This window comes from Microbacterium sp. Root53, assembly GCF_001426925.1.
Classification (GTDB): domain Bacteria; phylum Actinomycetota; class Actinomycetes; order Actinomycetales; family Microbacteriaceae; genus Microbacterium.
On record NZ_LMFR01000006.1, the window covers coordinates 43,941 to 61,431 of the forward strand.

Genomic DNA, 17,491 nt, shown 5'->3' on the forward strand with positions numbered 1-17,491 from the left:
GACCGGCGTCGGCGGAGACGGTGTCGACCGCGGATTGCGGTCTCGCCGGTCGGATGCGGTCTCACGAAGCTCCCCGGCGCGATCGGGGAGGATGGAGGCATGGTTCGCGAGCACGGCCGTCGGGTGATCGAGAGCGTTCGAAGGGCGATCCACAGCGATGCGGCGCAGAGCGCACGCACTGAGGCGCTGCCGATCATCGATGACGCGACCGTGCTGCGCGTGATCGACCTGGCGATGCGGGTCGCCGAGGTCATGCTGTCTGTGGGCGCCTCCGCCAAGGAGGTCGTGCTCGCGGCGCTGCGCATCACGCAGGCGTACGGGCTCCGCAACGTCCACGTCGACGTCACGTTCAACTCGATCACCGTGTCCGACCACCGCCACGGCGGCGAATGGCCCGTGACGATCATGCGGGTGGTGCGCTCGGCGGTGCCCGATCACGCCAAGCTGCAGCGGCTGCAGGCGCTCGTCCGGGCCATCGAGAGCGGCCTGGACCTGGAGGACGCCCGCACCCGGTTCCACGAGATCCGGCGCTCGCCGTTCCGCTACCGTCCCTCGGTCGTCATCCTGTCGCAGGCCCTGCTCGCCGTCGGCGTGGGCGCCATGTTCGGCGCGTCGTGGTCGATCCTGCTGGTCACGCTGCTCGCCGCACTGGGCGTCGCGCTGACCCAGGCCGGTCTTGCGCGGCTGCAGGTGCCGCTCTTCTTCAGCCAGATCGCCGGGGCGTTCGTCCTGACAGCGCTCACGGTGCTGACGGCGCTTCTCGCGCGCCTCGGGATCGAGCCGTTCGTCGACGTGCGGCCGACCATCGTCGTGTCATCCGGAATCGTGCTGATGCTCGCGGGTCTGGCGGTGGTCGGGGCGGCGCAGGACGCGATCGACGGGTTCTCGCTCACGGCGGGCGGGCGCATCCTGGAGCTGACCGTGCAGACGCTCGGCGTCGTGCTCGGCATCCTCGTCGGGCTCGAGCTGGCCCGCGCTCTGGGCGTGGGCATGGAGCCCCCGAGCGCCCCGCTGCCGCTCGGCCCGCTCGCCGCGCAGTTCGCCGGCGCCGTGCTGGTCGCGATCGCGGTGGCGGTGTTCAACGGCGCGGGCGCGCGGATCATCGTGGTCAGCGCGCTGCTCGGGGTCATCGCCTGGGCGGCCTTCGCCCTCGTGAGCGCCACGGGTCTCGACCAGGCGCCCGCGAGCTTCGTCGGCGCCCTCGTGGCGAGCGTGATCGGCGCGCTGTTGGCGCACCGCCTGCACGTGCCCTCCGTCGCGGTCACGACGGCGGCCATCCTGCCGCTCGTGCCGGGTGCCGCGGTCTTCCGCGGCCTTCTCGGTCTCGTGGAGGCGGGCGGCGTCACCGAGCATCTGCTGTTCGCGACGTCGTCGCTCATCACGGCCGGCATGGTCGGCATCGCGCTCGCGGCCGGTGCCACACTCGGCCTCTTCATCGGCTCGCCGCTCGCCCGAACGCTGGGCGGCTTCACCGCCGCGCGGCGAGCCGTGGCCCGGCCGACCGCGGGCGGGGCGAACGTCGTGCTGCGGGTTCCGACCGAGCACTAGCGCAAGATCGCGCGATCCGCGACCCCCATGATGGATCCCGCGCGCCCTCCTATCGTGGCTACCCCGGGCACCACCCGGACCACGACGAAAGGAGCCACCATGGGACTCGACGACAAGATCGAGCACGGCGCTGAGGACCTCAAGGGCAAGGCGAAGGAGGCCGCCGGCAAGGCGACCGACAACGAGCGCCTTCAGGCCGAGGGCGAGGCTGACCAGACGAAGGCCAACCTCAAGAAGGCCGGCGAGAACGTCAAGGACGCCTTCAAGTAGGCCGCCCGGCTCGACCGCGATGCCCCTGCGCCCCCGGGCGTGGGGGCATCCTCGCGCCGCGGCACGGATCTCGCGCGAGGGCGCATCGCTAGGCTGAGCCCATGGACATGCGCGTCGCCGCCTACTGCGTGATCGTCGACGACGAGGACCGGGTGCTGCTGTCGCGCTGGATCGAGGGTCGCGTCCCGGCGTGGTCCATGCCGGGCGGCGGTCTTGAGCCGGGCGAGGACCCGGCCGACGCCGCGCGCCGCGAGGTGTGGGAGGAGACCGGCTACGAGGTGCGTCTCGACGCGCTGCTCGGCATCGATTCGCATGTCATCCCCGCGAAGAAGCGCCTCAACCGGGAGGCGAGCGGGCCGCTGCACGCGCTGCGCATCGTCTACCGCGCGACCGTCGTGGGCGGCACGCTCACCCACGAGGTCGACGGCTCGAGCGACATGGCCGAATGGGTGCCGCTGTCGAAGGTGCGAGGGATCGAGCGCGTCAGCCTCGTCGACAAGGCCCTCGACATGGCCGGCATCCACCACTGAACGATCGGAGCACGACCGTGACCACCCGCCTGCTGCTCGTCAACGGCCCGAACCTCAACCTGCTCGGCACGCGCGAGCCCGAGGTGTACGGCGCCGAGACGCTCGACGACGTCGTCGACCGCGCCATGGCGGTCGCGGAGGAGCTCGGCCTCGAGCTCCGCGCGGTCCAGAGCAACCACGAGGGCGTGCTGATCGACGCGATCCACGAGGCGAAGGCCGACTGCGCCGGCGTCGTGATCAACCCCGGTGCGTTCACCCACACGTCGGTCGCCCTGCGCGACGCGCTCACGGGTGTGGCGCTGCCGTTCGCCGAGGTGCACATCTCGAACGTGCACGCGCGCGAGCCCTTCCGCCACCACTCGTACCTGTCGGACGTCGCGAGCTGCGTGATCGTCGGCGCGGGCGTGCAGGGCTACGAGTTCGCCATCCGCCGCCTCGCCACGCTGCTCGGCTGAGCGGGTGGACGGCGGTTTCGACTCGCTTCGCTCGCTCGACCCGTTTCGTCTCCGCTTCGCTCCGCTCAACGACCGGGATGTGACTAGCGGATCGTCTCGATGGGGTCGCTGATGTCGGCGACCGTCGCGTCGTAGGACGCGATGAGGGCGTCCGCGTCGACGAACAGCGTCCAGCCGTGCGCGCCCGCGCCCATGGAGACGCGGCGTCCGGTCATCCGCTCGTCCGCGTAGACAGGCCAGTCGCGGGTGCTGCCGAGTGGCGTGATGGTGCCGCGCTCGTAGCCCGTGGCCTCCAGAGCCAGCTCGGGCTCCGGCAGCCGCAGCCTGTTCACGCCGAGCAGCGCACGCAGCTTCGGCCACGAGATGGAGCGGTCGCCGGGGATCAGCGCGAACAGGTACTGGTCGCCCCGGCCCTTCACGACGAGCGTCTTGACGATGTCGGCGGGTGTGATGCCGCGCAGCGCGGCCGCCTCCTCGAGGGAAGACGCCCGCGGCGACTCGCGGATCTCGATCTCGAGACCACGAGCCGCCGCGGCAGTTCGAACGCGATCGACCGACACTACGCGTCGGGCGAGGCCAGCGGGTCGTCCGCGACCCAGAGCTCGTCGTCGGCGCGCAGCGTCTGCCACGCGGCGTACAGCACCGCGGCGGCCGCCGCGACGCCCAGAGCGATCGCGACGATCGGTCCCGCGCTGCGCTTCTTCGGCTCCACGAGCGGGATGCCCGCGCGCTTCTTCGCGTACTTCACGCGCGCGTCGTTCGCCGCGTCGAGGGCCGACAGCGCCTTGCCGACGGCGCCGCCCACGACCGGGGCGACCTTGCTGTCCAGGAAGCGCTTCGAGGCCTTCCGGCTCGAGTCCACGTACGGGGACACGCGGTCCACGACCGGCTCGACATAGTGGTGGTACTTCTCGTCGATCACCGGGGCGACGTGCTCGCGGTTGTAGTTGCCGAGCTGACGGCCGGCCTCGCGGGCGACCTGCGCCGCGTCAGAGACCAGCACCTGCTGCGCCTCCCACAGCTGGACGGCGGAATCCTGGAGCTTGCGGAGCTCCTTCTTGCGCTTCTTGCTGAGGCTCACGGGTGGCCCTCCCTGTCCCTGGGGATGTGGTGTCCCCCCATCCTGCCAGATGACCTGGTCAGGGGCAGAGGGTTGCCCAGCTCTGAGAGAATGTGTAGATGCCTCAGCACACTGCCGTTGCCACCCTGCACACCAACCACGGCGACATCGTCGTCAACCTCTTCGGGGACCACGCGCCCAAGACGGTCCAGAACTTCGTCGGCCTCGCCGACGGCTCCGGATCGTGGACCGACCCCGCCACGGGCAAGCCCGGCGACGGCCCGCTGTACAAGGACGTCATCTTCCACCGCATCATCCCCGGCTTCATGATCCAGGGCGGCGATCCGCTCGGTCAGGGCATCGGCGGCCCCGGCTACACGTTCGACGACGAGATCAACCCCGAGCTCGACTTCAACACGCCCTACAAGCTCGCGATGGCGAACGCGGGCAAGCGCCCCAACGCCATCACCGGCAAGCTGAGCGGCACCAACGGCTCGCAGTTCTTCATCACGACCGACCCCACGCCGTGGCTGATGGGCAAGCACACCATCTTCGGCGAGGTCGCGGATGACGCCTCGAAGGCCGTCGTCGACGCGATCGCACAGGTGCCGACCGGCGCGCAGGACCGCCCGCTCGAGCCGGTCGTGCTGCACTCCGTCGAGATCACCGCGGCCTGACGACCTCTCGGCCGTTGCCGTGACCACCACCGACCCGCGCCCCCGCAACCCCGCCGACTTCTGCTACCGGCACCCCGACCGGATGAGCTTCGCGCTCTGCCAGCGCTGCCAGCGCACGGTCTGCCCGGAGTGCCAGACGCCGGCGGCCGTCGGGGTGATCTGCCCCGAGTGCCTGCGCGCGCAGCAGCGCAGCCGCACTCCGGCGCAGAAGCGCGCGGAGCGCCGGTGGGGTCGCGGCGGCGCGGTCGCGGCCGCGGGCGCCGCCCCCGTGACCAACTGGATCCTCGGCGTCACGGGCGCGTTCTTCCTGCTCGACCTGCTGCTCTCTCCGTTCGGCGTCAGCCTGCAGGGCATGCTGGCCTTCTGGGCGCCGCGGATCTATCCACAGTTCGGCTGGTTCGAGCCGTGGCGCCTGCTGACCGTCCTGCTGGTCCACAGCGGCTTCCTGCACGTGGCGCTGAACCTGCTCTCGATCTGGATGATCGGGCGCCTGCTCGAGCCCATGCTCGGGCGGTGGCGCTACCTCGCGCTCTACCTGATCTCCGGCCTCGGCGGATCCGTCGCGGTCGCGCTGCTCGCGTTCGACACGCCCGTCGTCGGGGCGTCGGGTGCGCTCTTCGGAATGCTCGGCGCCCTCGTCGTCATCGGGCGTCACCTGGGCGGCAACGTCACGGGCATCCTCATCATCCTGGGCGTCAACCTCGTGGTCGGCTTCTCGTTCGGCGGCATCTCGTGGCAGGCCCACGTGGGCGGTCTGATCGCCGGGCTCGCTGTGGGCCTCGTGATCGCGACCACCCAGCGCCCGGCCCAGCATCGGCTGCAGATCGCGCTCCTCGCCGGCATCGTCGCCGTGCTGCTGGCGCTGCTGGCGCTGCCCCCGGCGCTCATTCTCTGACCCGAGTTATCCACAGGTTTATCCCCCGCTGGGGATGAATCACACCGGTGTAATTCCTGTCACGGCATCGCGGCCGCGAGCCCGTCGCCGGAGACGACGAGACGCCCGACGGATATCCGTCGGGCGTCTCGGGAAGCGGATGCGGCTACCTCCAGCGCGTGGTCATCAGGAAGCCGATGAAGGCGATCCCGAACCCGATGACGAGGTTCCAGGCCTGGATGCCCGGGATCGGGAACTGCATGCCCGAGAGGTAGAACACCAGGATCCACACGAGCCCGATCAGCATGAAGCCCACCATCACGGGCTTGAACCACACCGGGTTGGGCGCCGGCTCTCCGGGGGCGCGGTCGATCGCGTCGTCGTCGCGTCCGGCGGGGCGCTTGTCTGCTCGTGCCATGGGACACATCCTATCGGTCCGGATAGGCTCGGACCGTGACGGCAGTGCCGGAGACGGGGGCGACGCGGCGTCGCGACGAGCGGCCCAGGAGCCGCGCGACGTTCGCGAGCGTGCTCGGCGAGCTCCTGATCACGGTGGGCGCGATCATCCTGCTCTACGTGGTCTGGCAGCTGTGGATCGGCGACGTCATCTACGGCTCCTCGCACGCCGCGAAGGCCGAGGAGCTCTCGCGCGAGTGGGCGGAGATCCCGGCGGCAGAGCTGCCTCCGCTGCCCGAGCCGGCCGAGGACGGCGGATACGAGCCCGTCGTGCTGCCGCAGCCGGCGGACCGCGAGGTCTTCGGCGCGCTGTACGTGCCGCGATGGGGAGACGACTACCGGGTGTCCATCGCCGGGGGCGTCACGCGCGCCGGGACGCTCGACACGATCGGCGTCGGCCACTATCTCGACACGGAGATGCCCGGCGACGTCGGCAACTTCGGGCTCGCCGCGCACCGGACCACCTTCGGCAAGCCGTTCGCCGACCTGCAGAACCTGAGGATCGGCGATCCGATCGTGATCGAGACGGAGGCGGGCTGGTACACCTACCGGTTCCGCACGCTCGAGTACGTGCAGCCCCACGAATACGACGTGCTCGCCGACGTGCCGCAGGCACCCGAGGTGCCGGCGGGGGAGCGGTACATCACCATGACGAGCTGCTCGCCCCGGTTCTCGCTCGCGGAGCGGATCGTGGCGTACGGCGTGTTCGACTCGTTCCTGCCGCGCGGCGCCGGCGGGACGCCCCCGGCCCTGACCGAGGAGCTGATCTGATGTACGCCGCCCTCTGGCGCCTGCTTCCCGGCCCGTGGTGGGTGCGCGTGATCATCCTGCTGGCGCTCGCGGCCGCGGTCCTCTACGGGCTCTTCGTGTACGTGTACCCGTGGATCGCGATGACGTTCGTGCCCGACGAGGTCACGGTTGGCGCCGGCTGATCCCGGGGCCGAGGTTCACTCGCCGGCGGGCTCGCCCGTGCAGTGCCGGAGCGTGATGGTCGAGTGCACGGGCACGTCGCCCACGCTCGACTGGTAGCTCACGATCTGCGAGTCGGATGCCGGGCAGCCCGCGTCCTCCTCGATCTCGACCGTGAGGCCGAGCGCCTCGAGCTGCGCCTTGGCGAACTCCACGGTCACGGTCTCGGTGTAGTCGTTGATCGTCACGCGACCCGAGGCGACCGTCAGATCGATCGTCGCGCCCGCGGGCAGCTCATCGCCCTCGGCGACCGGCTCGCCGTCCGCGTGGGCGGAGATCACGGTGCCCTGCTCGAGCTCGGGGTCGTTCTGCGGCGTGATCGAGCCCATCGCGAGGCCGGCGCGCTGGATGGCGGTGCGCGCGTCCTCCTCCTTGAGCCCCTCGAGCTTCGGCACGGCCGCCCGCTCCACGCCCTCGGACACGATGATCTCGATGCTCGTCTCGGGGGAAACGGACGTGCCGGCCTCCGGATCCGTGCCGATCACGATGCCCTCGTCGACCGTGGCGCTCGGCTCGGTCGTGACGGACGACGCGAGCTCCTCGGCCTCCAGCTCGGCGGTGGCGCGCTCGAGAGTCATGCCCGAGACGTCCGGGATGATGCGGGTGTTGGCCGGGACGCCCGTGACCGGGCGCATGGTGACGACCCAGAACAGCACGGACACGACGAGCACGGCGATCAGCGCGACGCCGGCCCAGATCCACGCGACGGGAGGGCCGGACTGCGTCCGCGCCATGGTCGTGTCGGTCGACAGCTGGCGCAGGGAGCGCGCGGTCTCGGCGGCCTCGCGGGGGTTCGGGCCGTACAGCTCGCTGGTCAGGGCGCCGAGCTCGCGCTTCGACGGCGCCTTGCCGTCGGAGGCGGCGTCGAGCGCGCGGCGGAACGAGGCGGCGTCCGGGAAGCGCTGGTACGGGTCCTTCGCGAGCGCTCGCAGCACGACCGGGTCGAACGCCTTGGGCGCGGTCTCGTTGACCTGCGACGGCGTCACGGGCGTCTCGCTCACGTGCTGGTACGCGACCGCCACGGGGGAGTCACCGCGGAACGGCGGGCGGCCGGTGAGCAGCTCGTAGAGCACCACGCCGGTCGAGTACACGTCGGCGCGCGCGTCGACGGGCTCGCCCTTGGCCTGCTCGGGAGAGAAGTACGCGGCCGTGCCCAGGATCGTCGTCGTCTCGGCGACCGTGGACGACGTGTCGGACACCGCGCGGGCGATGCCGAAGTCCATCACCTTCACCTGGCCGGCGTCGGTGATCATGACGTTGCCCGGCTTGATGTCGCGGTGCACGACCCCGGCGCGGTGCGAGTACTCGAGCGCCTCGAGGATGCCGTCGACGTAGCGCACGGCGTCCGCAGCGGGCACCGGCCCGCGCGCGATGATGTCCTTCAGCAGCGTGCCGTGCACGAGCTCCATGACGATGTACGGGATGGGCTGCTCGCCGTTCGCGTCGGCCGCGACGTCCTCGCCGGCGTCGAAGACGCGGACGATCGCCTGGTTCGCCATGCGCGACGCGGCCTGGGCCTCGAGGCGGAAGCGGGTGCGGAAGCCGTGGTCGCCCGCGAGGTCGCGCTTCAGGATCTTGATGGCGACCTCGCGCCCGAGGGTCTGGTCGTACCCCCGGTACACGCTGGCCATGCCGCCGCGGCCGATGAGCTCGCCGACGCGGTAGCGGCCGCCGAGCACGCGGTGGTCCACCGCGCGGTCGTCCTGGCGGCGCTCCTCTTCGGTGCGCTGGTCGTCGGTCACGGGTGATCCCCCCACAGATCCGTCTCTGCCTCTCGCTGTGCGGGAACCCCGTCCCGCTCGGCTCAGCCCTCGGTCTCCGAGCCCGCCGCCGGCGGCGGCGTAGCCGTGTCGTGCGGCGCCGGAGTCTGCTGCGGCGGAGCGTCGATCGTCGCCTGGGCCTGAGGCGACTCGTCCGAAGAGCGGGCCTCGCCGCTCGCGTTCGTGCAGGTCGCGGTGTAGACCGCGGTGACGATCTGGCCGGGCGTCTCGAACACGTGGAAGTCCGCCTGCGTCGTCCCGGCCGGGAACTCGGCGGTCGGCTGCCCGTTCGACTGGAACGCGCCGTTCGTGAGCGTCACGGTGTAGCCCGTCAGGTCGCCCGTGCCGCTCGGGCACGAGAAGCTCGCCCAGTTCACCGTCGCGATCGACCCCGCGACGAGCCGGTCGGCGACCACGCCGCCCGACGTGAAGTTCGGCGCGGACGACGGCGCGCCGACGGCGGCCTGATCCGCGTAGTGCGTGCCGCGGATGGTCGTGCCCTCGGACACGAAGCCGCTGGGGCTGACCTGGTAGATCGTCCCGACCGTGTCGGCGGTCTCGGCGGGGGTCCCCGCCACGCACTCCCAGCCGAACTCGCCCTTGAGGTCCCTGATGACGGCTTCAGCCTCGTCGCACGTCATGCCCTCGAGGCCGAGCGAGTCGATGTCGACGCGCGTGGCGGTCTGGCTCGGGGTGGGCGTGTTCGACGGCGCGGCGCTCGTGCGCGGCGGCGTCGAGGTCGGCGTCTCCTCCGGGGCGGCCGTGTTCTGGAACAACAGCGCCCAGATCGTGCCGCCGAGCACCAGCAGCAGGATGAGGATGAGCGCGACGAGCGGCCACGTCCACGGGCTGCGCTTGCGCTCCCGCTTCTCCTCCTCGAGCGGCGCCCCGTCGATCGGCACGGGCGTGGTGCGCGGCAGCAGCTGGGTCGCGGCGCCCGTGCCGGGCGAGAGCAGCTGGGTGAAGGCGTCCGAGCCGGCACCGGCGGCCAGGGCCGCGCCGGTCGCGATCGCCGGGACCGCGGCGGCCGCGGCCGCGACGTCGCCGCGGCGCAGCGCGTTGGCCGCGCGCGCCACCACGGCCGCAGAGGCGGGCCGGTCGTCCGGCTTCTTCGCGATCATCGCGAGCACGAGGTTGCGCACCGGCTCGGGGATCTCGTCGGAGAGCGGCGGCGGCTGCTCGTTGATCTGCGCCATCGCGATCGCGACCTGCGACTCGCCCGTGAACGGACGGCGGCCGGCCAGCGCCTCGTAGGCGACGATGCCGAGCGAGTAGATGTCGGTCGCGGGCGACGCGGGGTGACCCGACGCCTGCTCGGGCGACAGGTACTGGACCGTGCCCATGACCTGGCCCGTGGCGGTCAGCGGCACCTGGTCGGCGATGCGCGCGATGCCGAAGTCGGTGATCTTGACGCGGCCGTCGGGCGTGATGAGCAGGTTGCCGGGCTTGATGTCGCGGTGCACGAGACCCGCCGCGTGCGCGGCCTGCAGGGCCGACGCGGTCTGGGCCACGATGTCGAGCGTGCGCTCGGCGGGAAGCTTGTTCTCGCGCTCCAGGATGGTCGACAGCGCCTCGCCGGGGACGAGCTCCATGACGAGGAACGCGGAGCCGTTCTCCTCGCCGTAGTCGAACACGCTGGCGATGCCCTCGTGGTTCACGAGCGCGGCGTGACGGGCCTCGGCGCGGAAGCGCTCGAGGAAGCCCGGGTCGCCCATGTACTCGTCTTTGAGGATCTTGATCGCGACCGTGCGGCCGATGACGTGGTCGGTGGCCTCCCACACCTCGCCCATGCCGCCGATCGCGATCCGCGAGATCAGCTCGTAGCGACCGCCGAAGGACACGCCCTGTGTTGGCCTCATCTGCTCAGCACCGCCTCCATGACCTGTTTCGCGATCGGAGCCGCGATCGTGTTCCCGCTGCCCGACTGTCCCTGTCCGCCGCCGTCCTCGACCACCACGGCAACGGCGATCTCAGGATCGTCGGCCGGCGCGAAACCGGTGAACCAGAGCGTGTACGGCTCGTCGCCATCGTTCTCGGCGGTGCCCGTCTTCCCGGCCACATCGACGCCGTCTATTCTTGCACCCGACGCGACGCCATCCTGGACATTCGCCACCATCATCGACGTCAGCAGATCGGCCACCTCGCCGTCGACGGCCTCGCCGAACTCGCTCGGCTGGAAGCTCTGCTGGACCGACAGGTCGTTGCCCACGATCTCGTCCACCATGTACGGGTTCATCACGGTGCCGCCGTTCGCGATCCCCGCCGAGACCATCGCGATCTGCAGGGGCGTCGCGACGACCTGACCCTGGCCGTAGCCGGTCAGGCCGGTCTGCGGGGCGTCGAGGCCGTTCGTCGGGTAGGTGGAGACCGTGGCCGCGAGGGGCGTCGCGAACTCGTGGTTGAAGCCGAACTGCTCCGCCATGTCCTGGATGGCCTGGTCGCCGAGCTCGATCGCGAGCTCGGCGAACGGCACGTTGCAGCTGAGGCGCAGGGCGGTGGCGATCGTCACGGTCTCGCCGCCGCCGCACGTGCCGCCGTTGGCGTTGTGGACGACGTGCGACGACTGGGGCAGGCGGTACGTCGCGGGGTTCGGCAGCTCCGACTCCTCGTCGTAGTCGCCCGACGCGAGCGCCGCGGCGGCGACCACGAGTTTGAACGTGGAACCGGGAGGGTTGAGGTCGCCGGCGATCGCGCGGTTCTGGAGCGGCCGGAGCTCGTCGCGCATGAGCGCGTCGTAGGCGGCGTTGGTTGCCTCCGGGTCGTGCGACGCCAGCTGGTTCGCGTCGTAGCCGGGCGTCGACACCATCGCGAGGATGCGGCCGGTGTCCGGCTCGAGCGCCAGCACCGCGCCGGTCAGGCCGCCCAGCGCCTCGTACGCCGCGCGCTGCGCGACGGGGTCGAGGCTCAGCATGACGTTCGAGCCGCGGGGCGGCTGGCCCGTGACGATCTGGTCGATGCGCGAGAAGAAGGCCGAGCCGGCGGTGCCGGAGAGCTCCTGGCCCATCACCTGCTCGATGCCGGTCGCCGACACCAGCACCGGGTTGAGGTAACCGGTCACGTGCGACCACATGGGGGAGTCGACGTACTGGCGCTGCCAGGCGTACACGTCGTCGCTGGGCACCGACGTGGCGATCTCCTGGCCGCCCGCGATGATCGCGCCGCGCTGGGTCTCGTAGCTGTCGAACAGCGTCCGCCGGTTCTGCGGCATGTCGGCCAGCTCGTCGGCCTGGAAGACCTGGATGAGGCTGGTCGAGGCGAACAGCGCCAGGAACATGAACAGCACGATGATGCTGAGGCGGCGGAGCTCTTTCGTCATCCGATCACCGCCCTGGGCTGCTGGCGCACGGCATCGCTGATGCGCAGGATGATCGCCACGATGAGCCAGTTCGCGAGCAGCGACGATCCGCCCGCCGCGAGGAACGGGGTCGTGAGGCCCGTGAGCGGGATGAGCCGCGTCACGCCGCCGACCATGATGAACACCTGCAGCGCGAGCGTGAAGGACAGCGCCACGGCGAGCAGCTTGCCGAAGTCGTCCTGCCCGGCCACGCCGATCCGGAGCCCGCGCGCGACGAACACCATGTACAGGCAGAGGATCGCGAAGACGCCGATCAGGCCGAGCTCCTCGCCGAGGCTCGGGATGATGTAGTCGCTCTGCGACACGGGCGTCAGGTACGGGCGGCCGAGGCCCAGGCCCGTGCCGAGCATCCCGCCGTGCGCGAGGCCGAAGATGCCGTTGACCAGCTGAAAGCTGCCGCCCTCCGCCTCGTACAGCTCCGGGTCGAACGCGCCGAGCCACGCGTCGAAGCGGCCGCGCACGTACGGCAGCACGAACGAGGCCGCGACGGCCCCGCCGACCGCCAGGACGACGCCGATCAGGACCCAGCCGGTCTTGCCGGTGGCGACGTACAGCGTCGCGACGAACATCCCGAAGATCAGCAGACCGGTGCCGAGGTCGCGCTGCGCCACGATGATCACCATCGAGATGAACCAGATCACGAGCAGCGGGCCGAACTCGCGCGCGCGCGGGAACGTGAAGCCCAGGAACTTCGTGCCGGTCGACGTCAGGCTCTCGCGGGTGCGCACCAGGTAGCCCGCGAAGAAGATCGCGAGGCAGATCTTGGCGATCTCGCCGGGCTGGAAGTAGAAGCCGGCGATCTGGATCCACACGGTCGCGTTGCCGCCGCCGTTGATGAACGGGATGAACGGCAGGATCAGCAGCACGACGCCCGTGAGGCCGAAGATGTAGGTGTACCGGAACAGCAGGCGGTAGTTGCCGAGCGCCCACACGAGCGCGCCCGCAGCCACGACGGAGAGAGCCGTGTAGATCATCTGACTCGTGCCGGCGTTGGGGTTCGCGCCATCCGCCCCCGAGAGCCCGATGCGGTAGATCATCGCGATCCCGAGCCCCGTGAGCAGGGTCGCGATCGGCACGACGAACGGGTCGGCCTGCGGCGCGCGCAAGCGCAGCACCACGTGCAGGGCCAGCACGAGCACGCCCAGCAGGCCCTCGGCGATCAGCACGCCGGTGTCCAGGCGGCCGAGCTCGCCGAGCTGCGACAGGGCGGTGGCGCCGAGCATGAGGGCGATCGCGAACAGCAGAAGCCCCAGTTCGCGGTTGCGCTGCGGCTGCGGCTGGCGCACGCGGCGCAGCGCCTTGATCACGGCGGTGTCGGGGGCGACGGCGGTCATCCTGCGGCTCCCGTCGGAGTCGGGGTGGGCGTCGGGGTCGGCGTCGGCTCGGGCTCGTTCGGATCGGGCAGCACGATGCCGCTCAGGCGCGACACGATGGCCTCGGCATCGGCGAGCGAGCGGGCCGGGATCGTCCGCTCGACCTGACCGCGGTAGTACGGCGGCAGGTCCGCGAGCAGGATGCCCGTGTCCTCGTGCACCGAGGAGAACTGGATCGGGCCGACCGACTGCTGGATTCCCTGGTAGATCACGACGCTGTCGTCGTCCGCGCCCAGGAAGTAGCGGGTCTGCGTCCAGTTGTAGAAGGCGGCGAAGCCGGTCGCGACGACGACCCCGATGAGGACCAGGAATGCGATCCAGCCCACGCGGCGGCGCCGCGCCCGTCGGCGGTCCTCCTCGATGAGCTCCTCAAGGTACTCGGGCTCGGGCTCGAAGTGCGTGGGCTCGTTGGCCGCCTGGCGCGCGGGGTGCAGCCACCCGGTCGGCAGCAGCGGGCCGCGGCCGGTCATGGCGGGCACCTTGATGCCCTGCGGGTTCGAGGCCGAGCCGACGATCGTGGCCGTGCCGCTCACGAGCGGGTGCTGGCCGCCCACGTCCACCATCACGATCGTGACGTTGTCGGGCGCGCCGGCGTCGAGGGCGTACTTGAGCAGGATGTCCGCGGTGCGACCCGGGGGCAGGCCCAGCTTCAGCGCCTTCTGGATGTGCGCCTCGTCGACCACGCCGCTCAGGCCGTCGGAGCACAGCAGCCAGCGGTCGCCGGGGCGCGTCGGCATGATGAAGGTGTCGATCTCGGGATCGGGATCCATGTCGCCGAGCACGCGCATGAGCACCGACCGGCGCGGGTGGTAGCGCGCCTCCTCGGGCGTGATGCGGCCCGAGTCGACCAGCCGCTGCACGAACGTGTGATCCGTCGTGATCTGGGTGAGCGCGCCGTCGCGATAGAGATAGATGCGCGAGTCGCCGATGTGGGCGATCACGGCGTAGTCATCGACCATCGCGACGGCGCTCACGGTCGTGCCGAGGCCGGCGAGCTCGGGGCGGCGCGCCACGAGCTGGATCAGGTCGCCGGCGGTGGACGCGATGGTCTCGCGGAGCGTCGCCTCGGCGTCCTCCGGGGACGGGTAGACGTGGTCGAGCTCCTGCAGCGTGTTGACCGCGACGCTCGAGGCCACGTCGCCGCCCGCGTGGCCGCCCATGCCGTCGGCCACGACGAACAGGTTCGAGCCGGCGTAGCCCGAATCCTGGTTGTTCGACCGCACCTTCCCGGTATGGGAGATGGCGGCACTCGATCCCACGAACATGTCGGCGGGGGCTTACTTCCGCAGCTCGAAGGTCGTGGCGCCGACCTTGATCGGGGTCGACGTCTGCACCGGCACGGGCGAGTTCGGCGAGACGCGCTCGCCGCCGTGGAAGGTGCCGTTGGTCGACTCGAGGTCCTGCAGCATCCACTGGTCGCCCCACAGGACGAGGCGCGCGTGCTGGCTCGAGGTGTAGTCGTCGCGGATGACCAGGCCCGCCTCGCTCGAGCGGCCGATCGTGAGCGGATCGGTGCCGAGCGGCAGCTCCAGGCCGGCCTTCGGGCCGGTCGTGATCACGATGCGGGACGCGGTCGCGGTCGTCGCCGGGACCGAGGGGCCCGCGTTCGGCGCGGGGGCCGGGCGGGCCGCGGCGGCCGGCGCGGGGCGGGCCGGTGCGCGGGCGGGCGCCGCCGCCTCGGGCATGCGCCGCACGCGGACGCCGAACACGTCGGAGCGCAGCGCGAACACGACCGCGAACACGAACAGCCACAGCAGCAGGAGGAAGCCCACCTGCAGGATGAGCAGGGTCAGTTCGCTCACGGCCGGTCCCCGTTCTTCGGAAGGATCCGGGTCGCGGTGGTCCGCGGCTCCCGGGCGGGCGGCGCGGCCAGTGGCACGACGTGGAACACGATCTCGGTGCGTCCGATCGTGATGGTCTGGCCGTCGGCGAGCCCCGACTGCTTGGCGGGACGCCCGTCGAGCTTGGTCCCGTTGGTCGATCCCAGGTCGCGCATCATGGCGCGCTCGCCGTCCCACAGCACCTCGACGTGCGCGCGGCTCGTGCCGGGGTCGTCGACCGTGATGTCGGCGTCGCTGCCGCGGCCGATGACCGTGCGCGCCTTGGCGAGCGGGTAGCGGCGCCCGGCGACGTCCAGGACCGCGCGCCACTCCACGCTGCCCTCGGCCGCGCCGGACTCGACGGCGACCGTGCCGGTCGTGATGGAGTCGTCGCCGCGCAGCGCGATGCGCAGCGGCCCGGCGAAGCTGTAGCCCTGTGCGGAGGCGTGCTTGCGGAGCATGCCGTCGAGCTCGGTCACGAGGGCGCCGCCCAGCGAGCGCATCCGCTCGTCGTCGGCCGGGCTCAGGAGGACCGTCAGCTCATTCGGCACGAGGATGCGGTCGCGGGCGACGACGGCCGCCTTCGTGTCGAGCTCGCGGCGCAGCGCTGAGGCGATCTCGACCGGCTGAATGCCGCTGCGGAAGGTCTTCGCGAACGCGCGATTGACGGCGCGCTCGAGACCTTGCTCGAAGCTGTCCAGTAGTCCCACGGGTCTCCTCAGTCCGGCCGACCGGTAGGCACATCGTAGCCAGGCCACCTGGACGGCACCCCTTTCACCCCGCCCTGGGCCCGTTCGGGGCTTGCGGATCCTTCGGATGGCGCGGGTTTCGCGAGGCCCCCGATAGCGTGATATCCTCGGAAAGTTGAGTCCGGAGCGATCCGGATTCGCGCGAGTGGCGGAATAGGCAGACGCGCTGGCTTCAGGTGCCAGTGCCCGAAAGGGCGTGGGGGTTCAACTCCCCCCTCGCGCACAGGGGTGATTGATGAAATCACCGCGGTGTGTTTGACGAAATGAACGAGCGGCGGCTCGTCTCGACCAAGTCGGGGCGGCCGCCGCTTCGTTTTGCTCGCCGGCGTGTCCCCGGGGCGCTGTCCCGGCGCGCTACGCCGACATTCGAACGTGCGTACCAACGACGAGTAGCCCCTTGCGGGCTCAAGTTCGTGAGATGTTCAGTTCCGAAAGCGTGCGCTCAATCGAAGCTGGGTGGGCTGGTTACGCCGACGACCGTGCCAGCGCCCATCGGTCGCGGCTGGAGCTGGCCATCCGGGTGACGCGGGTTGCGCGTGCGCGGTGGTCTTCCCTGGGATCGGCGCGAAGCGCGGTCACGATGCGGCGGATGTTCGATGCGACGACCGCGACGGCCGCAGCGAGGAACTGGATGGCGTAGCCGAGCTCGGACAAAGAAAAGACCCGCCCTCACGAAGGATGGCGGGTTGGTAGAAGAAGGCTATCACCAGGTCGCAGGCCTTGCAATGCCTGCGACAGGGTTGGGCAGTTGCGCTGCGAGGATGTCGGCAGTCGTGAGGGTGCCCCACCAGTGGCCGCCGACACCGTCGTTCGGGGAGCCCTTCAGCGCACCGGCCACCGCGTTCGTGCCCGGGTTGAGCACGCCCACCGGAACGTGTGCCCGTGCCATTTTGATGGGCAGTCCGAGGTCCGAGTCGTTCGAGATGACGATGGCCGCCTGCACGGCGCCCGTCAGTACGTCGTTGAGCAGGTGGGCTGCCACGTTGACGTCCGAGCCCTTCTCTTCGCGCTTCCGAACCGTTGCGAGCAGGACTCCATCGGCGGAGGTTCGGCGAATGTGCAGGCCGCCGGACCAGGTCTCGTTCTTCATCTGGTCGCGGAGGAGAGTCGGGTTCCGGGTGCCGGGACCCTCGACCGTCATCGCTGACTCCTTCGCCCAAGAGTTGAAGTATCCGAGCTCGATGAGGTCCACGGCTCCGCTCTGGGCGAGGGCGGCGAGGTAGTGCTGCTGGCGCTGCGTTTGCGCCTGGTCGTCAGGGTCGTTCACCTTCGCGGTGCAGTAGACGACGCGGCTCACAACGGAGCCCGGCCAGCCTGCCCGTGCCGTTGCGACCGCACGCAAGTCAATCCACTTCCATCCGCGAGTGACCGGTCCGAACTGGCGTGTGAGGCCGTAATAGAGGTTGAAGCCGTCGATGTACACGCCCACGTTCATGGGCCGAGCGTACTGGCCGGTACCGACGCTGGGGCGCGGAGGCTCCGAACGGCACCTCTAGGTGTACTGCCCAGGGACGTTGTTTGATCTGGCTTCCCTGATGTGACGAGAACCTCCCGGCAGAGTGGAGCTGCTACCGCATCCGCTCTGAACCAGGGAG

19 protein-coding genes and 1 tRNA gene are annotated in these 17,491 nt (G+C 70.7%); 9 read left to right on the forward strand and 11 right to left on the reverse strand.

The window, feature by feature from the left end; all coding sequences use genetic code 11:
* Positions 1–99 precede the first annotated feature (99 nt).
* From ASD19_RS03560 to aroQ, 4 genes are all read left to right on the forward strand, one after another.
* The gene (locus tag ASD19_RS03560; RefSeq protein ID WP_082542949.1) at positions 100–1,548 is read left to right on the forward strand and encodes a threonine/serine ThrE exporter family protein; all 1,449 of its coding nucleotides are present in this window, start codon (positions 100–102) and stop codon (positions 1,546–1,548) included.
* Positions 1,549–1,647: 99 nt separating this feature from the next.
* Positions 1,648–1,818, forward strand: a complete 171-nt coding sequence (locus ASD19_RS13905; RefSeq protein WP_082542950.1) for a CsbD family protein — start codon at positions 1,648–1,650, stop codon at positions 1,816–1,818.
* A gap of 101 nt (positions 1,819–1,919) precedes the next feature.
* Entirely contained in the window at positions 1,920–2,348 is a 429-nt protein-coding gene (locus ASD19_RS03565) for an NUDIX hydrolase (RefSeq protein ID WP_055988779.1), read from the forward strand.
* Between the two features lie 17 nt (positions 2,349–2,365).
* Positions 2,366–2,803 carry a type II 3-dehydroquinate dehydratase gene (gene aroQ, locus ASD19_RS03570; RefSeq protein WP_235562957.1) on the forward strand — a complete coding sequence of 146 codons (438 nt, stop codon included), beginning with the start codon at positions 2,366–2,368 and terminating at the stop codon, positions 2,801–2,803.
* A gap of 83 nt (positions 2,804–2,886) precedes the next feature.
* Here aroQ and ASD19_RS03575 read toward each other — a convergent pair whose 3' ends face one another.
* Positions 2,887–3,363, reverse strand: a complete 477-nt coding sequence (locus ASD19_RS03575; RefSeq protein ID WP_055988780.1) for an aminoacyl-tRNA deacylase — start codon at positions 3,361–3,363, stop codon at positions 2,887–2,889.
* Positions 3,363–3,884 carry a hypothetical protein gene (locus ASD19_RS03580; protein WP_055988781.1) on the reverse strand — a complete coding sequence of 174 codons (522 nt, stop codon included), beginning with the start codon at positions 3,882–3,884 and terminating at the stop codon, positions 3,363–3,365. The genes ASD19_RS03575 and ASD19_RS03580 overlap by 1 nt, the downstream gene beginning before the upstream one ends.
* Before the next feature lie 98 nt (positions 3,885–3,982).
* On the opposite strand from ASD19_RS03580, the gene ASD19_RS03585 reads away from it, so the two are divergent.
* On the forward strand, positions 3,983–4,540 hold the full coding sequence (locus ASD19_RS03585; RefSeq protein WP_055988782.1) for a peptidylprolyl isomerase: 558 nt from the start codon (positions 3,983–3,985) through the stop codon (positions 4,538–4,540).
* A gap of 19 nt (positions 4,541–4,559) precedes the next feature.
* Positions 4,560–5,435, forward strand: coding sequence for a rhomboid family intramembrane serine protease (locus ASD19_RS03590; protein ID WP_055988783.1), 876 nt, complete (start codon positions 4,560–4,562; stop codon positions 5,433–5,435).
* 145 nt (positions 5,436–5,580) lie between these two features.
* Here the strand turns inward: ASD19_RS03590 and ASD19_RS03595 are convergent, their stop codons facing one another.
* Positions 5,581–5,832, reverse strand: a complete 252-nt coding sequence (locus ASD19_RS03595) for a cell division protein CrgA (protein WP_055988784.1) — start codon at positions 5,830–5,832, stop codon at positions 5,581–5,583.
* Between the two features lie 35 nt (positions 5,833–5,867).
* On the opposite strand from ASD19_RS03595, the gene ASD19_RS03600 reads away from it, so the two are divergent.
* Positions 5,868–6,641 carry a class E sortase gene (locus ASD19_RS03600; protein ID WP_055988785.1) on the forward strand — a complete coding sequence of 258 codons (774 nt, stop codon included), beginning with the start codon at positions 5,868–5,870 and terminating at the stop codon, positions 6,639–6,641.
* The gene (locus ASD19_RS14590; protein ID WP_167626828.1) at positions 6,641–6,802 is read left to right on the forward strand and encodes a hypothetical protein; all 162 of its coding nucleotides are present in this window, start codon (positions 6,641–6,643) and stop codon (positions 6,800–6,802) included. The genes ASD19_RS03600 and ASD19_RS14590 overlap by 1 nt, the downstream gene beginning before the upstream one ends.
* Before the next feature lie 15 nt (positions 6,803–6,817).
* Here ASD19_RS14590 and pknB read toward each other — a convergent pair whose 3' ends face one another.
* The 7 genes from pknB to ASD19_RS03635 form a co-directional block, all read right to left on the reverse strand.
* A complete protein-coding gene (gene pknB, locus ASD19_RS03605) occupies positions 6,818–8,518 on the reverse strand; it encodes a Stk1 family PASTA domain-containing Ser/Thr kinase (protein ID WP_082542953.1) in 1,701 nt (566 codons plus the stop codon).
* Positions 8,519–8,643: 125 nt separating this feature from the next.
* Complete coding sequence (locus tag ASD19_RS03610) at positions 8,644–10,458, reverse strand: serine/threonine-protein kinase (RefSeq protein ID WP_055988786.1); 1,815 nt, start codon at positions 10,456–10,458, stop codon at positions 8,644–8,646.
* Complete coding sequence (locus ASD19_RS03615) at positions 10,455–11,915, reverse strand: peptidoglycan D,D-transpeptidase FtsI family protein (RefSeq protein WP_055988787.1); 1,461 nt, start codon at positions 11,913–11,915, stop codon at positions 10,455–10,457. The genes ASD19_RS03610 and ASD19_RS03615 overlap by 4 nt, the downstream gene beginning before the upstream one ends.
* A complete protein-coding gene (locus ASD19_RS03620; protein ID WP_055988788.1) occupies positions 11,912–13,288 on the reverse strand; it encodes an FtsW/RodA/SpoVE family cell cycle protein in 1,377 nt (458 codons plus the stop codon). The genes ASD19_RS03615 and ASD19_RS03620 overlap by 4 nt, the downstream gene beginning before the upstream one ends.
* The gene (locus tag ASD19_RS03625) at positions 13,285–14,592 is read right to left on the reverse strand and encodes a PP2C family protein-serine/threonine phosphatase (protein WP_055988789.1); all 1,308 of its coding nucleotides are present in this window, start codon (positions 14,590–14,592) and stop codon (positions 13,285–13,287) included. Before ASD19_RS03625 ends, ASD19_RS03620 begins: the two co-directional genes overlap by 4 nt.
* Positions 14,593–14,604: 12 nt before the next feature.
* Positions 14,605–15,129: an FHA domain-containing protein FhaB/FipA gene (locus ASD19_RS03630; RefSeq protein ID WP_055988790.1), complete on the reverse strand. Its 525-nt coding sequence runs from the start codon at positions 15,127–15,129 to the stop codon at positions 14,605–14,607.
* Positions 15,126–15,857, reverse strand: coding sequence for an FhaA domain-containing protein (locus tag ASD19_RS03635; RefSeq protein ID WP_055988791.1), 732 nt, complete (start codon positions 15,855–15,857; stop codon positions 15,126–15,128). The genes ASD19_RS03630 and ASD19_RS03635 overlap by 4 nt, the downstream gene beginning before the upstream one ends.
* Positions 15,858–16,035: 178 nt before the next feature.
* Between ASD19_RS03635 and ASD19_RS03640 the strand changes: the two genes are divergently transcribed.
* Positions 16,036–16,119 (forward strand) — tRNA-Leu (locus tag ASD19_RS03640).
* Between the two features lie 480 nt (positions 16,120–16,599).
* Here ASD19_RS03640 and ASD19_RS03650 read toward each other — a convergent pair.
* Entirely contained in the window at positions 16,600–17,331 is a 732-nt protein-coding gene (locus ASD19_RS03650) for an NYN domain-containing protein (RefSeq protein WP_055988793.1), read from the reverse strand.
* Between the last annotated feature and the right edge of the window lie 160 nt (positions 17,332–17,491).